The sequence below is a fragment of the Nonlabens dokdonensis DSW-6 genome, from assembly GCF_000332115.1.
Lineage (GTDB): Bacteria > Bacteroidota > Bacteroidia > Flavobacteriales > Flavobacteriaceae > Nonlabens > Nonlabens dokdonensis.
In genome coordinates this window covers 2,084,521-2,099,506 of sequence record NC_020156.1, presented here as the reverse complement: position 1 = coordinate 2,099,506, position 14,986 = coordinate 2,084,521, and the positions used below count along the sequence as shown (strand labels likewise).

Genomic DNA, 14,986 nt, shown 5'->3' with positions numbered 1-14,986 from the left:
TAGGAATTTGTGGTAAAAATAAATAATTAAACAAAGTCTAATTAAATATTATGTTAAAAGAAATGTTTAGTTTGTTAAAAACAATGGTTTTTACGTAGCTAAATCATCTGTTTCTTTTCAAATCAACTTTAAAAACTTCTTTATCCTAATTCACCTTAGTGATAATCAATAAAAAATCACAAAAACTCCTCACGTTCATCTGATAAATCTATTATTCTATCGAAAAACAAGTATTATGTCTAAGATCAACCCATATAATCACTTAGATTATAAGACATTATAGTAAGAAAACTTTATATTTATTTTTTAAATCCAAAATTCCTCAAAATGAAAAAAATTACTTTACTAATCGTACTTTTCATAAGCGCTATTTCTTATGGACAATTCCTTTCAGAAGATTTTGAAAGCGGTACTTTTCCACCAGCTGGATGGACTTTAAATAGTACCAATACAAATTTTACGTTTCAGTTGTCTACCAACGCAAATGGTGGTACTGGAGCTGCTGAAGTTCAATACGACCCAGCGCTTGTTGCTCAAAATGAAACGCTTATTTCTCCTTCTTTAGACTTTACAGCTGCTACAGCACCAGAACTAACCTTGTTTGTAAATCTAAGTTATTTCTGGGCGGTTGATCCTAATAACAATTATGATATAACTATATCTGCCAGACAAGGAGCAAATACTACTGCCCTATGGACAGAAGCAGACCTTGGGGTTTTCACCAGTTTTACTTGGATAGAAGTTACTTTAGACCTTACGGCTTACGCTGGTTTGAACAATGTTTTTGTTGAAATCAACTATACTGGAACTGATGGAGCATCTTTCAATTTAGACGATATTCTTGTAGAAGAAGCACCTGCATGTGATATTCCTAATAATTTGAGCTTTGATGCCACAAATCTTACTAATACTACCGCAGATGTCACTTGGGATAACGCCGGAAACTTTGATATTAGATATGGGGAATTCCCTTATGCGGTAAGAGACGCAGGAGGAACTGTCGATACAGTACTAGCAGGCAATAGCTATCAACTAACTGGTTTAACACCTGGAGTATCTTACAATGTATTCGTAAGACAGTCTTGTGCTGGTGGACTTCTTTCAGATTGGGAGGAAGTTATTGTAGGAACAACACCTGTTCCTGGAGTTGCTTTTCCTTTTGATGAAGATTTTGAACCAGACGCTAATCAAGCCTTAGTTTTAAACCTTGGAATAAATTATTTATCTACAACTGGAAATTGGGGTTATAGACAAGATGACCTAAGTGACGGAGACACCACAAATGATTATGCTAGTAATGGTGTAGGTTCTGTATTTTCAAACAGCACATTTACTGATGCTGCGGCTGATGCCACTATATATTTAGGTCCTTATACACTTGCTGCTAACTCTCAATATACTTTTAGTTTTCAACAAAGAAATAGAGTTGTTTCAGATGCAACAACTCCAAACAAAGATATTGAGGTGGTAGCCGCAACGACTACAGATGGCACCACTAATACACTTCTTGCTACATTTGATGACATGAATAATGTAACTCATCAAATGAGATCGGGAACATTTACTCCTACTGCTGCTGGTGATTACTATTTTGGTATCAGAGACAAATCAGCCTTACTCACAGGAGTAACAACAGCAAATTCAGTGTATGCAGATGCGGTAAATATTACCTCAACTCTTAGTGTAGATGATGTTAATGGTATAGACTTAAATTACTTTTTTAACAGCACAACAAATAACTTCAATATAGAAATCACAGAAGGTATTTTAGACAACATAGAGGTTTATAATCTTCTAGGTCAACAGGTAATTCATCAACAAGTAGATCATTCTAGCGCGTCCATTGATATGAACGCAGCAACTGATGGAGTTTACATTGCCAAAATTAACTTTAACGGAAAAACACGTTCTATTAAATTTGTAAAATAAACTACTTCATTTTAACGTTATCTAAAAGCACTTCTATATGAGGTGCTTTTTTTATTAGGATCGTTTTGAAATAAAAGGTTTTAAACATTTATTGTTAAGCTTTATTAAGGATATTATAAATCTATCTTTTCGAACTTTTCTTATACTTTACACTAAAAAAGTAATGAAATTGTGACATCTAATAATTAACATTGTACTTTCTAAAGAAATACCCTCAAAATATGATTGCTAAAATTTCAAATACAAGACTATGGTCTAAAATGGTATTGGTACTAACGGTAACATTAATATACTCTTGTAAAGATGATGATGACATGATGGTGATTACTCCCGAAGTTGAGACCGAAGCAAACATTACTGTCTACGATGCTGATCGTCTAACTGATGATTATGTTCTCGTTTCACCTTTTAGAGGGAACACCTCTTTTCTTATTAATAGAGAAGGTAACGTTTTACAAAGATGGTCTAGCTCAGAATCTACGTTGATGGGTTATTTAAGAGAAGATGGATCTGTTGTTAGGTCTGTTGTCACAGGAGTTGATAATGGTATTATTATAGGAGGAAAAACAGGAGCAATTGAAATCATTGATAAAAATAATAATCAAATCTGGAAGTGGGAACTGGATACTTCAACAGAAGCCTTACATCATGATATTGCTCTTTTACCTAATGGCAATATTCTAGCGTCTGTTTGGGTGGTTAAGGATCGTGCAGAATGCATTGCTAATGGTAGAGATCCTAACACCATAGTTGAAGACAGACTCGTTATTGATAAGGTTATAGAAATTGAGCCAGTAGGAACTAATCAGGCAAACATAGTTTGGGAATGGTCACTTTGGGATCATCTTGTTCAAGATTTTGATTCCAATCAGCTCAATTTTGGAGATGCAAGTAATGGTAGTCTTTTTGATATCAATCAGTCTACAGAAGGTATTAATTTCACTCATGTTAATGGGCTGGATTACATCCCTTCTTTAGATCAAATCATATTAAATAGCCGTGTGCTCGATGAGTTCATCATTATCGATCATGATCTAACGACTCAACAAGCAGCTACAAACACAGGAGGCAGATACAATAAAGGCGGTCAAATTTTATACCGATGGGGAAATCCAGAAAGTTATAATTCTGGAACATCAGCAGATCGTCAATTGCATGATCAACATGACACTACTTTTGTAGGAGATAATATTTTATCTCGTGGAACTTTTTTAGTTTTTGATAATCAAGATGATCCAAATTTCTCCACTATTAAGGAAGTAAATATCAATGTCACTGCAGATGGTGTATACCCATCGTTACCTGGCACTGGAAATAACCCTAGCACACCTGTATGGAGCTATTCAAGTGAAGAAATAACATCACCGCGTACCTCTGGTGTACAACGATTACCATCTGGAAATTCATTAATTACAAGTACTTCTGGAGATATCATAAGAGAAGTAAATTATGCTGGAGATATTCTATGGGAACTGGACACAACAATCGAAGTAGATGGTGTCTTAGAAATTGATTCTTCAGGGTTTAAATCCAGGAGTTATCCTAAAAACTTTGCAGGTGTAACTGCATTAGGTTTATAAAATTACAAGCTTCAGGTGTGTACTGCGTCTTATAACTGAGATTGTTATTGTAGACGCTAAGATTTGTAGAAATAGAATACTCATGATCTCGCTTTCGCGAAAGCGGAATTATTACAAACTTCTAATTAAAAAAGTTTCATATAATAATTTGTAAAACTGCCATTAGTTTTATTGTTTATTAGCCAACTGACCACATGCAGCATCAATGTCTTTACCTCTACTACGGCGCACATTTACAATGATATGATTGCGTTCTAGCTGTGTCTTATAAAGGTCAATTGCCTTAGGACTAGCTTGCTCAAATCTAGGATCATCGATAGAATTATATTCTATGATGTTTACCTTACAAGGGATGACTTTACAAAATTTGATCAATTCATGAACATCATCAATGGTATCATTTATACCTTTCCAGACCACGTACTCATAAGTGACTCTAGTTCCTGTTTTGTCATACCAGTATTTTAACGCCTCCTTTATGTCAGCAAGCGGAAATTGCTCGTTAAAAGGCATGATCTTGGTACGCTTTTCATCAATAGCGCTATGTAATGATAGGGCTAGATTGAATTTAGGACCATCGTCTGCAAGCTTTTTCATCATTTTAGGAACACCGCTGGTAGAAAGGGTGATTCTTTTAGGAGACATTCCTAAGCCATCTTCACCAGTTATTTTCTCTATAGACTTGAGAACGTTGTTATAATTCATCAATGGTTCTCCCATTCCCATGAAAACGATATTAGACAATGGGAAGCCATGATACATTCTACTTTGTTGATCTATAGCTACAACTTGATCATAAATTTCATCAGGTTGTAAGTTACGCATGCGTTTTAGTCTTGCCGTAGCACAAAATTCACAATTTAAACTGCAACCTACTTGAGAAGACACGCAAGCTGTAGTACGCGTTGCCGTGGGAATTAAAACAGACTCCACCGTGAGACCATCATGCAATTTCACTGCATTTTTTATTGTACCATCCTGGCTTCTTTGCATATCATCTACTTTGATATGATTGATATCAAAATAAGTGTCTAGAAAAAGCCTTGTTTCCTTAGAAAGATTAGTCATATCATCAAATGAATGCGCACCTTTCTTCCATAACCATTCATATACTTGATTACCTCTAAAAGCTTTTTCTCCTTTTTCAATAAAGAAGTCTCTTAGTTGCTCTTTTGTTAATGCCCTTATGTCTCTTTTTTTCTCCTTCAAATCTTCAATTAAAAACGCGTTGCAAAATTACATGATCTTACAACGCGTTCATTAAGAGTTTTATTAAAATATGTATCTAAATTTTTGCAATTTTCTCTGTTATAGAGCGAGAACCATCTTGCACTTTTAACAAGTAGATACCATTTGCGAAAGATTTTATATTCAACTGGTTTTCTAATTGATCAAAAGAACCAGATTGTATCAATTTTCCGGAAAGATCGTAAATGTTATACGTTGCAGCATTTTCAAGCGTAACGTTGAGTATACCTGAGGTTGGGTTAGGATAAATTTCAATACTAATGGTAGAAGTTACCTCGTCATTATTCAAGATATCATAAAATTCACCATCTAAAGTATTAGGTGCAGTGTTATCTGGATCTAACCAATCTCTTAATCTCGTTGCTGCAGTACCACCACCATTCCAAGCTGTACTGAATCTACCGTAGAAATCAGGTTGGGCATTGTCATTAGTTCCATTACAAAACGCAGCTCCACCATACAGTTCCCCTATGATTTGACCACTATTATTGAGTAGACAACTTCCAGAAGATCCACCTTCAGTTACTCCATAATCCCAATCTGCAATAGCCCAAGTATTTGCAGTAACACCGCCAATGGTTACGTTTTGAGCAACAGCAGCTTGATCATTTCTACACAATTTCATGATATCGCCACTTGGATGGTGCACTCCTAATTGTTCTACAGGTACCGTTGTGGTACGATCCCAACCACCGTAGTAAAGATTCCATACTAATGGTGGTGTTTGATTTAATTCAAATAGAGCGGTATCACTAAACCCATGATTCATCTTTAATGATGCTCCATTTAAAACTTGCGTCGGATTAAACGGCCCGATGGTATTATTAAACGTTGCACAATCTGGTGTATTAGTAAACCATTCAAATCCAAAAGACCAATTATTTGCATTGTAAGAACTAGAAGCGCCATCACTAACACCTAAACAATGGTTAGCAGTATAAAAGTATGGTGTTGCGTCTTCTCTTACGTTATTAATCATGGTTCCTGTACACAATCCATTACCATTAATAATAATACGTGCGACTGCTTGTCTATAGTTATTTCTAATTGTTGTCCAGTCTGTGCCGGTAAAAGATCCTTGATTAGGATTACATTGCACATCAACATTACAGGCTCCAGATTCATTGAGCTTTAAATAGTTCTCCTCCTCAATACCAAAACCTCTATAACCATGAACAACTTGTTCGATGGAAATTCTTCCTTGATTTCTAACTGCTGCAGGTTCGTAATATTCGATCCAAACATTATCTCCATAAATAATCCAAGAACCTAAAATCCCATCTTCCTGATTCTCACTTTCTGTATATGGACCCATTCGATCTGATCGATCATTATTATATAGATACATTTCGGCACCAGCTGGTAAATCATACCTGTCAAATAGAAAATTAATCGTTCGCGCACCTTTAGATTCAATGTTTAATCTCCAGATACGATCTCCATTGTCAAGTTGTGTCCACAAACCAGAATTAAACAAGTTTAAATCTACAGGGATTTTGTGGCCAAATTTATATGGTTTTGTTGTAATTTCATCATCGATGATATCCTGTTGCTTTACCGCTTCAAGGTCAAAAGATGGCATAATAATTTTTTGTGGCTGACTTTTTAAAGCAAGATCCCAACCTCTTGGAGTTGCCTCATTTGTCACTTGTGCCATAGCTATTTGACAGACAAAAAACATAATGAGTACGTAGACTTTTCTCATAATATTAATAGTTTTAGGAATTTAAGGCAATATAATTCAAAGATATAATTCCACATAACAACTGAGGTTAAAATGTTAATCAAAACTTAACGAAAAAACTGACAAAGCTAAAAGCAGAGCTATTCTCGTTATACCGATAAATAAATAAATATGACGTTATTCAACTAAATGCTCCTTTGAATTAAAAAGTGTAGCTTTAAATACAAGCTGATAAGTTATTCGACAATGTCACTTTTTCTAACTTGTTTTTCCCAATTCCATGCACTAAGTAATGACTCCTCTAAAGAGTATTTTGCTTCCCATCCTAAAGTCTCGCTTACCTTAGTTGTATCTGCATAAGCAGCTATGACGTCTCCTGACCTGCGCTCTTTGAATTTATAATTGAGCTTTTCTCCCGTAGCTTTTTCAAAGGCTGTAACAACCTCCATAACCGTTGACCCATCGCCAGTTCCTACATTAAAGTATTCGTAGTTGGTATCAGCCTCATTTAACAATAATCTTTTTAACGCTGCTACATGAGCTTTAGCAAGATCTACCACATGAATATAATCTCTTATAGCAGTACCATCTCGAGTAGGGTAGTCCTTACCAAACACTGATAACTGCTCTCTTAAACCTATTGCTGTTTGTGTTATATAAGGAACGAGGTTTTGTGGAACACCTAAAGGTAGCTCACCTATTTTAGCACTTTCATGAGCACCTATAGGATTAAAATATCTTAAAGAAATTGCTTTTAAGTTCGAATTCACCTTACAAGTCTCCTTAATGATCTCCTCACCTATCTGTTTAGTATTACCATAAGGAGATTCGGCTGGTTTTACTGGTGAATCTTCGGTCACCGGCAAGACATCTGCTTGCCCGTAAACTGTACAAGAGGAACTAAAAATGAAACTTATCTCTTTTTCTTCTATGTTTTGTAAAAGATATATTAGCGAATTTATATTGTTTTCATAATACATTAAGGGGTTTGAAACACTCTCGCCTACTGCTTTAAATGCCGCAAAATGTATGATACCATCGATATCATTATGATTCTTGAAAAAAGCAGAAAGTGCATTCTTGTCTCTTACATCAAGTTTCTTAAATTCTGGTTGCTTACCAGTTATAGAGGTAATATTTTCTAAAACATTAAGTGACGCATTTGATAAATTGTCAACGATAATAACATCAAAATCCAAATTTTGCAACTCTACAACCACATGAGAACCTATGTAGCCTAAACCTCCAGTAACTAATATCTTCATGTTAACAAAACTACAATTTATTACATTAGATTATAAAAAAAGACAGCTGCAAAATTGCAGCTGTCTTCTATATAATAAAATAAACTATTTAATCTTTCAACAAGCCTCGTGAAATAACGATTTTTTGTATTTCACTTGTTCCTTCATAAATCTGAGTGATTTTTGCATCTCTCATCAATCGTTCTACGTGATATTCTTTTACATACCCATTTCCACCATGAACTTGTACAGCCTCGACTGTTGTATCCATCGCCACTTGAGAAGCAAATAATTTTGCCATAGCTCCGCTCATATCATAATTGCGACCTTGATCCTTATCCCAAGCACTTTGCATCACTAAATGACGTGCAGCAGTAATATTAGTATGCATATCTGCAAGTTTGAAAGCAATTGCTTGATGATTACATATCTCTGTACCAAATGCCTTTCTAACTTTAGAATAATCTCTTGCTAGCTCATAGGCTCCTGAAGCAATTCCTAATGCTTGAGCAGCAATTCCTATACGACCACCAGAAAGTGTTTTCATAGCAAACTTAAAACCAAATCCATCTTCTCCTATTCTATTTTCTTTAGGAACTTTTACATCATTGAATATCAAAGAGTGCGTATCACTACCTCGTATACCTAGTTTATCTTCTTTTACACCTACTTCGAATCCGTCCCATCCTTTTTCTACAATAAAAGCATTGATTCCTTTGTGCTTTTTCTCTTTATCAGTTTGTGCTATCACAAGATAGAAATCTGCACTATTACCGTTAGTAATCCAGTTTTTTGTACCATTAAGCACATAGTGATCTCCTTTATCAATAGCAGTTGTTTTCTGCGAAGTAGCATCACTTCCAGCCTCAGGTTCTGATAAACAGAATGCTCCTATAGATTCTCCTGTAGTAAGCTTTGTTAAATACTTTTCTTTTTGCGCCTCATTTCCATAGGTGTCTAAACCCCAACAAACTAAAGAATTGTTTACTGAAACAATTACCGAAGCACTTGCATCTATTTTAGAAAGCTCTTCCATTACAAGTACGTAAGAAATAGTATCCATTCCGCCACCGCCGTATTTAGGAGACGCCATCATACCTAGAAATCCTAGTTCACCCATTTTCTTCACTTGCTCAGTAGGAAATTTTTGAAGATTATCTCGCTCTATTACACCAGGTAATAATTCCGTTCTTGCAAAATCTCTCGCTGCATCTCTTATCATAAGATGCTCTTCTGTTAGGCCAAAGTCCATTTAGTATTTTATTTTTTTAGTTATTTTTCCGTTTTGCAAATTTAATGCTATTCTAGTCTATTTTCAACAACTTTAAGATATGAATCATCAGTACTATAACGTTTTAGGAGTCATGTCAGGAACATCCCTCGACGGCATTGATATTGCACACGTTACCTTAGTACGTAAAGACCGCTGGAGCTTTCAAATTCATACAACCGAAACATTTCCCTATTCGGCTGCAATGAAACAAAAATTAAAAGACGCTATTCATGGTGATAATACTTCCATTTCATCATTAAATAAGGAATACACGACCTACCTAGCTGAGAATATCAATCGCTTCATTAAAAAAAATGATATTACTAATCTTTTAGCAGTTTGTTCTCATGGACACACTATTTTTCATCAACCGAGCAAAGGACTGACTCTTCAAATAGGAAACTTACCAGAACTAGCCAGTCTTATTAATAAGAGGTTAATTTGTGATTTCAGAGTACAAGACGTTGCATTGAAAGGGCAAGGCGCTCCGTTAGTTCCCATAGGTGATCAACTATTATTCGGAGATTATGATTACTGCCTCAACCTGGGTGGATTTGCAAATCTTAGCTTTTCTGATAACGATATTAGAATCGCTTTTGACATCTGTCCCGTAAACGTTGTTCTCAATCACTATGCTTTGAAATTAGGTAAAGAGTATGATGCTGGTGGCGCTTTCGCGAAAGCGGGAACCATACAAACCTCTATCCTCAAAAACTTAAATCGCCTTGAATTTTACAACCTAGAAGCTCCTAAATCCTTAGGATTAGAATGGGTAAATGAAAATATATTTGAAATACTTGACTGTATCACAAACAACTACGACATTATCGCCACTTTTACAGAACATGTAGCTATTCAAATTTCAAAACAAATTAAAGATAATTCAAGCGTTCTCATAACTGGTGGAGGAGCATTCAACAGCTATTTAATAAATAGAATTAAAAAACTTTCTAGCGCTAGAATCGTAATTCCAGATGATAAAATAGTGGAAAATAAGGAAGCTCTAATCTTTGCTTTTTTGGGCGTGCTTAAATTGCGCAACGAGAATAATTGTCTTGCTAGCGTGACTGGAGCGACACAAGATCACAGTAGCGGGAGAATTTACGTACCTTAAGAAATTGTAAAAAAGTCTATTTACAATCGCAGTACCATTATATTTGTGCAAACTTATGACAGCCTATGAAGGAACTTCTTAAACGTTATGAAAACGCCGAACCAGAAATAGTTTTTCACTGGAATGATCCTGAGACTGATGCCGAAGGATGGACCGTAATAAACAGTCTACGAGGCGGAGCAGCTGGTGGTGGAACTAGAATGAGAAAAGGACTCGATAAAAATGAAGTTCTTTCTCTTGCAAAAACAATGGAAATTAAGTTCACTGTTTCTGGACCAGCAATAGGCGGTGCAAAATCAGGAATCAATTTTGATCCACAAGATCCTCGTAAAAAAGGGGTTTTAGAACGCTGGTATAAAGCAGTATCACCATTACTCAAAAGTTATTACGGTACTGGTGGCGATTTAAACGTAGACGAAATTCACGAGGTAATACCTATGACCGAAGATTGCGGTGTATGGCATCCTCAAGAAGGTGTTTTTAATGGACACTTTGCTCCTACTGAGGCAGATAAAATCAACCGAATAGGACAGCTGCGTCAAGGCGTGATTAAAGTAATAGAAAACCCTACTTTTTCTCCAGACGTCTCTAGAAAATATACCGTAGCAGATATGATTACTGGCTTTGGCGTTGCTGAAGCGGTAAAACACTTCTACGATATTTATGGTGGAGATGTAAAAGGAAAACGTGCAGTTGTTCAAGGATTTGGTAATGTAGGGAGCGCTGCAGCTTTTTACCTTTCTCAAATGGGCGCAAAAGTAGTAGGAATTATCGATCGTGTAGGCGGTTTGATAAATGAAGACGGTTTCTCCCATCAGGAGATCACAGATCTCTTTTTAAATAAAGATGGTAACACACTTAGAGCAAAGGAGCTGATTCCTTTTGAAGAAGTAAATGAACGCATTTGGAATATAAAAACAGAGGTTTTTGCTCCGTGTGCAGCTTCTAGATTGATTTCTCAAGAACAAATCGATCAAATGATTTCCTCTGGACTAGAGGTAATTTCCTGTGGTGCAAATGTACCATTTGCAGATAAAGAAATTTTCTTTGGCTCCATTATGGAACATACTGACGAGAAGGTAAGTCTTATTCCAGACTTTATTTCTAATTGTGGTATGGCACGAGTTTTTGCTTATTTTATGGAACGTCGCGTACAAATGACTGACGAGGCTATTTTCAATGATACGAGCATGACCATACGCAATGCGATCCAAAATACATTTAATAACAACAGTTCAAAAAAACAAATCAGTTCTACTGCATTTGAAATTGCACTTAAACAATTAGTTTGATGAAATATTTTTTAGGTAATAGTCCTAGGTGGTTCAAATTAACAATGATCGCCTTTTTAATTTTCAACGTCATAGGTTTTTTCACTCTAAGTGGTACTGTAATGGGGTGGATTTTTATAGGTGAGTTCATTTTCTGTCTTGCCATGGCGTTAAAATGTTATCCTTTACAATCTGGTGGCTTACTCGCCATACAAGTTTTAGCACTAGGCCTCACGCATCCTATGTACGCAAAAGATCATGATACTCACGAGTTCCTTTACGACGAAGCTGGCAACCATGTCTTAGGAGGTGTTTATGCAGAAGTTGCACAAAATCTAGAAGTAATTTTACTTTTGGTTTTCATGGTGGCTGGAATCTACTTCATGAAACCACTACTTATGTACATCTTTGTAAAGTTATTTACCAAGATTAAGTCAAAGCTTGCACTATCTCTTGTATTCCTTTTAATCAGCGCCGTATTATCTGCATTTTTAGATGCCTTAACGGTAACAGCAGTTCTTATTAGTGTAGGAATAGGTTTTTACAATGTATATCATAAGATTCATTCTAGTGATTTGGATTTAGATCAAAATAATACACTAGATAGGAAACAACTCAGCGGTGAGACCTTAGAAGAATTCCGTTCTTTTTTGAGAAGCCTTGTAATGCATGGTGTGGTAGGTACTGCACTAGGTGGTGTTTGTACAATCGTAGGAGAACCACAAAACCTATTGATAGGTTCTAAAATGGGCTGGGATTTTATTGAGTTCTTTAAAGTAATGACCGTGATAACCATGCCCGTGCTTGCTGCAGGAATATTAACTACTATCTTTTTAGAAACCACAAAAACATTCGGTTTTGGTCAAAAAATGCCTCCAGTTGTACGTACTATCATTGAGGGATGGATGGAAAAAAGAGATGAAGAGCGTACTGATAAAGAAAAATATGCGCTTGTAGTACAAGGAATATCTGCTGTACTTCTCATTGCAGGACTAGCTTTACACGTAGCGCCAGTTGGTTTTATAGGATTAGGTCTTATCGTGATTCAAACTGCATTCATGGGTATTACTGATGAGCATAGCTTAGGTAAAGCCTTTGAAGAAGCATTACCTTTCACAGGCCTTCTAGTGGTATTCTTTGTAATTGTTGCCATGATTCATGACCAGCATTTATTTGCTCCTATCATTCATTGGGCTCTTGAACAAGATCCTTCTACACAACCTAGTATATTTTACCTTGCAAATGGATTCTTAAGTATGATATCTGATAATGTTTTTGTAGCAACGGTTTACATAAATGAAGTAAGTAATGCATACGAGGCTGGAACGATTACTAGAGAACAATATGAACATCTCGCTGTGGCAATTAACACCGGTACTAACTTACCAAGTGTTGCTACACCTAACGGTCAGGCTGCATTTCTTTTTCTATTAACCTCAGCACTTGCTCCACTTATCAACTTATCCTACGGTAAAATGGTGAAAATGGCATTGCCTTATACTATTGTTTTGACCCTAGTAGGGTTAGCATGTGTTTGGTATTTTTTATAAGAAAAGAGTATTATTGTAAGAGATTGTTTTGGATCTCGCTTTCGCGAAAGCGGGATTTTAAAAACCATTTACAACTAGCAATACAATGAATTGCAATTAAATTACGTTAACAACCCAACTAATTACACACATCAATGAGTTTACTTTTTCAAGAAACGGCAGAACTTGCTATCGAGGCTGCTCCTTTAGTAAATGAAGAATCGCAATCTTTAATAGGCCTGATAACTGCCGGCGGACCTTCTGGAACCGTAATTATAGGTGTGTTACTACTTTTATTGTTTTTTGCTATTTACATCTATTTTGAGCGACTTATGAAAATAAGATCTAGCTCTAAAATAGACAGTAACTTCATGCTTCAAATAAAAGATCATATTTCTAATGGAAGACTAGACAGCGCAAAAATGCTTTGTGCGAAAGAAGATTCTCCAGTAGCGCGACTTACCGAAAAGGGAATCAGCCGTATAGGATCACCTCTTGAAGACATTAATAGTGCTATTGAGAATGCAGGAAAACTTGAAGTTTACAAATTAGAAAAAAATGTGAGCATGCTTGCCACTATTGCAGGTGCCGCTCCTATGATAGGATTCTTAGGAACAGTAATAGGAATGGTAATCGCTTTTAAAACCCTTGCCGATGCTGGTGGAAGTGCGGACATGGGAAGTCTCGCTGGAGGTATTTACACCGCAATGATTACTACAGTTGCAGGTCTTATCGTAGGTATTGTTGCTTATATAGGCTATAACCACTTAGTTGTTAAAACAGATAAAGTAGTACATCAGATGGAAGAAAATGCATCAGACTTTTTAGACCTTTTAAATGAACCTGCTTAATTATGAATTTAAGAGGTAGAAATAAAGTAAGCCCAGAGTTCTCTATGTCGTCTATGACTGACATAGTATTTTTATTATTGGTATTCTTTTTGCTTACATCTCCATCCATAACACCAGAAGCACTTGATCTTTTATTGCCGAGCGCTGGTGGTAAAACACAAACGCAAGGCAAGGTAACAGTAAGCATCTCAAAAGATGGTGACTTTTATGTAGATGCAGCACAAGCAACGGAGGAAGATTTAGAAAGTAGAATTTTAGGTGTTTTAGAAGGAAAAGATAAACCTACGATCATGTTGCGATCTGATAAAGATGCTGCAGTAAGTCACTCCGTTAAAGTGATGGATATTGCAAATAGAAATAAAATACAGATTGTACTGGCCGTAAAAAATAATTAGACATGAGCTATTTAAAGACAAAAGAGCAAAAGATTTCTGCAGGAGTAAGTATTCTTATTATTCTAGTGCTCATTCTATTATTTAGATTTGTCTCCGTCATTAATGTCATAGATCCTCCAGTAGAATCTGGTATAGCGATTAATTTTGGTAATACAGCGGTAGGATCTGGTCCTGTAGAGCCTGCAAAACCCACTAAAGTAGCACCAGAATCTAATCCAGAGCCAGAAACACAACCTGTTACTCCACAAGTAGATAATGTGGTGACACAAGATAATACAGATGCTCCATCTGTAGTTTCTGACCCAACAGTTACACAACCTGATCCTAAACCAGAAACAAAACCTACTCCTAAACCTGTAGAACCTAAACCAGATCCAAAACCAGATTCTTCTGTTTTAGATGTTATCAATAGCGCAACAGGTCCAGAAGCGGTAGATGGAGAAACTAGTACCGGTGAAGGTCCTGGCGATGGCCCTGGGAATAAAGGAGATTTGAGTGGTGATCCTTATGCAAATTCTTATTATGGAGGTCCAGGATCTGGAACTGGCGGCAAAGGTTATGGACTAAATGGTCGTGGTAAATTAGCTGGCCGAGGTGTTATTCAAGATTGTAACGAAACTGGTAGAGTTATTGTTGAAATTCATGTAGACCGTTCTGGTAAAGTTGTAAATGCTTATCCAGGAAAAAAACACACAAGTAATAAAGCTAAGTGTCTTATGGATGCGGCAAAAGAAAGCGCTATGACCTACAGATTTAGTGCTGCACCTGATGCGAAAGATATTCAAATAGGTTTCATAGAAGTGATATTTAAAGTAGGAGAATAATTGTCTAATTATCCACAGACATTGGAATGGCTGTTCTCACAGCT

12 protein-coding genes are annotated in these 14,986 nt (G+C 36.2%); 8 read left to right on the top strand and 4 right to left on the bottom strand.

What is annotated here, in order from left to right; genetic code table 11:
• The first annotated feature begins 327 nt into the window (after positions 1 to 327).
• Together DDD_RS09235 and DDD_RS09230 are read left to right on the top strand one after the other, a co-directional pair.
• Positions 328 to 1,929, top strand: coding sequence for a T9SS type A sorting domain-containing protein (locus tag DDD_RS09235; protein ID WP_015362568.1), 1,602 nt, complete (start codon positions 328 to 330; stop codon positions 1,927 to 1,929).
• Positions 1,930 to 2,150: 221 nt separating this feature from the next.
• Entirely contained in the window at positions 2,151 to 3,509 is a 1,359-nt protein-coding gene (locus tag DDD_RS09230; protein ID WP_015362567.1) for an aryl-sulfate sulfotransferase, read from the top strand.
• 168 nt (positions 3,510 to 3,677) lie between these two features.
• Here DDD_RS09230 and rlmN read toward each other — a convergent pair whose 3' ends face one another.
• The 4 genes from rlmN to DDD_RS09210 all read right to left on the bottom strand — a co-directional run bounded on the left by rlmN (position 3,678) and on the right by DDD_RS09210 (position 8,937).
• A complete protein-coding gene (gene rlmN / locus DDD_RS09225) occupies positions 3,678 to 4,718 on the bottom strand; it encodes a 23S rRNA (adenine(2503)-C(2))-methyltransferase RlmN (RefSeq protein WP_015362566.1) in 1,041 nt (346 codons plus the stop codon).
• A 76-nt stretch (positions 4,719 to 4,794) separates the two neighbouring features.
• On the bottom strand, positions 4,795 to 6,462 hold the full coding sequence (locus DDD_RS09220; RefSeq protein ID WP_201764092.1) for a T9SS type A sorting domain-containing protein: 1,668 nt from the start codon (positions 6,460 to 6,462) through the stop codon (positions 4,795 to 4,797).
• A gap of 215 nt (positions 6,463 to 6,677) precedes the next feature.
• Positions 6,678 to 7,706, bottom strand: coding sequence for a UDP-glucose 4-epimerase GalE (gene galE / locus DDD_RS09215; RefSeq protein ID WP_015362564.1), 1,029 nt, complete (start codon positions 7,704 to 7,706; stop codon positions 6,678 to 6,680).
• An 88-nt stretch (positions 7,707 to 7,794) separates the two neighbouring features.
• The gene (locus DDD_RS09210) at positions 7,795 to 8,937 is read right to left on the bottom strand and encodes an acyl-CoA dehydrogenase (protein ID WP_015362563.1); all 1,143 of its coding nucleotides are present in this window, start codon (positions 8,935 to 8,937) and stop codon (positions 7,795 to 7,797) included.
• Positions 8,938 to 9,016: 79 nt separating this feature from the next.
• Here DDD_RS09210 and DDD_RS09205 point away from each other — a divergent pair, with 79 nt between their 5' ends.
• The 6 genes from DDD_RS09205 (at position 9,017) to DDD_RS17985 (ending at position 14,942) form a co-directional block, all read left to right on the top strand.
• Positions 9,017 to 10,072 (top strand): anhydro-N-acetylmuramic acid kinase, encoded by a 1,056-nt coding sequence (locus DDD_RS09205; RefSeq protein WP_015362562.1) that lies wholly within the window; start codon positions 9,017 to 9,019, stop codon positions 10,070 to 10,072.
• A gap of 65 nt (positions 10,073 to 10,137) precedes the next feature.
• Positions 10,138 to 11,364 carry a Glu/Leu/Phe/Val dehydrogenase dimerization domain-containing protein gene (locus DDD_RS09200; RefSeq protein WP_015362561.1) on the top strand — a complete coding sequence of 409 codons (1,227 nt, stop codon included), beginning with the start codon at positions 10,138 to 10,140 and terminating at the stop codon, positions 11,362 to 11,364.
• On the top strand, positions 11,364 to 12,893 hold the full coding sequence (locus DDD_RS09195) for a Na(+)/H(+) antiporter NhaB (protein WP_236613370.1): 1,530 nt from the start codon (positions 11,364 to 11,366) through the stop codon (positions 12,891 to 12,893). The genes DDD_RS09200 and DDD_RS09195 overlap by 1 nt, the downstream gene beginning before the upstream one ends.
• Before the next feature lie 134 nt (positions 12,894 to 13,027).
• Positions 13,028 to 13,723, top strand: coding sequence for a MotA/TolQ/ExbB proton channel family protein (locus tag DDD_RS09190; RefSeq protein WP_015362559.1), 696 nt, complete (start codon positions 13,028 to 13,030; stop codon positions 13,721 to 13,723).
• 2 nt (positions 13,724 to 13,725) lie between these two features.
• Positions 13,726 to 14,118, top strand: coding sequence for an ExbD/TolR family protein (locus DDD_RS09185; RefSeq protein ID WP_015362558.1), 393 nt, complete (start codon positions 13,726 to 13,728; stop codon positions 14,116 to 14,118).
• Positions 14,119 to 14,120: 2 nt separating this feature from the next.
• On the top strand, positions 14,121 to 14,942 hold the full coding sequence (locus tag DDD_RS17985) for a hypothetical protein (protein WP_015362557.1): 822 nt from the start codon (positions 14,121 to 14,123) through the stop codon (positions 14,940 to 14,942).
• Positions 14,943 to 14,986 lie beyond the last annotated feature (44 nt).

Excerpts from the sequence above, each read along its gene's own strand:
- DDD_RS09235 (WP_015362568.1), top strand. The coding sequence starts at position 328 with ATGAAAAAAATTACTTTACTAATCGTACTTTTCATAAGCGCTATTTCT.
- DDD_RS09230 (WP_015362567.1), top strand. The coding sequence starts at position 2,151 with ATGATTGCTAAAATTTCAAATACAAGACTATGGTCTAAAATGGTATTG.
- DDD_RS09220 (WP_201764092.1), bottom strand. The coding sequence starts at position 6,462 with ATGAGAAAAGTCTACGTACTCATTATGTTTTTTGTCTGTCAAATAGCT.
- galE (WP_015362564.1), bottom strand. The coding sequence starts at position 7,706 with ATGAAGATATTAGTTACTGGAGGTTTAGGCTACATAGGTTCTCATGTG.
- DDD_RS09210 (WP_015362563.1), bottom strand. The coding sequence starts at position 8,937 with ATGGACTTTGGCCTAACAGAAGAGCATCTTATGATAAGAGATGCAGCG.
- DDD_RS09205 (WP_015362562.1), top strand. The coding sequence starts at position 9,017 with ATGAATCATCAGTACTATAACGTTTTAGGAGTCATGTCAGGAACATCC.
- DDD_RS09200 (WP_015362561.1), top strand. The coding sequence starts at position 10,138 with ATGAAGGAACTTCTTAAACGTTATGAAAACGCCGAACCAGAAATAGTT.
- DDD_RS09195 (WP_236613370.1), top strand. The coding sequence starts at position 11,364 with ATGAAATATTTTTTAGGTAATAGTCCTAGGTGGTTCAAATTAACAATG.
- DDD_RS09190 (WP_015362559.1), top strand. The coding sequence starts at position 13,028 with ATGAGTTTACTTTTTCAAGAAACGGCAGAACTTGCTATCGAGGCTGCT.
- DDD_RS09185 (WP_015362558.1), top strand. The coding sequence starts at position 13,726 with ATGAATTTAAGAGGTAGAAATAAAGTAAGCCCAGAGTTCTCTATGTCG.
- DDD_RS17985 (WP_015362557.1), top strand. The coding sequence starts at position 14,121 with ATGAGCTATTTAAAGACAAAAGAGCAAAAGATTTCTGCAGGAGTAAGT.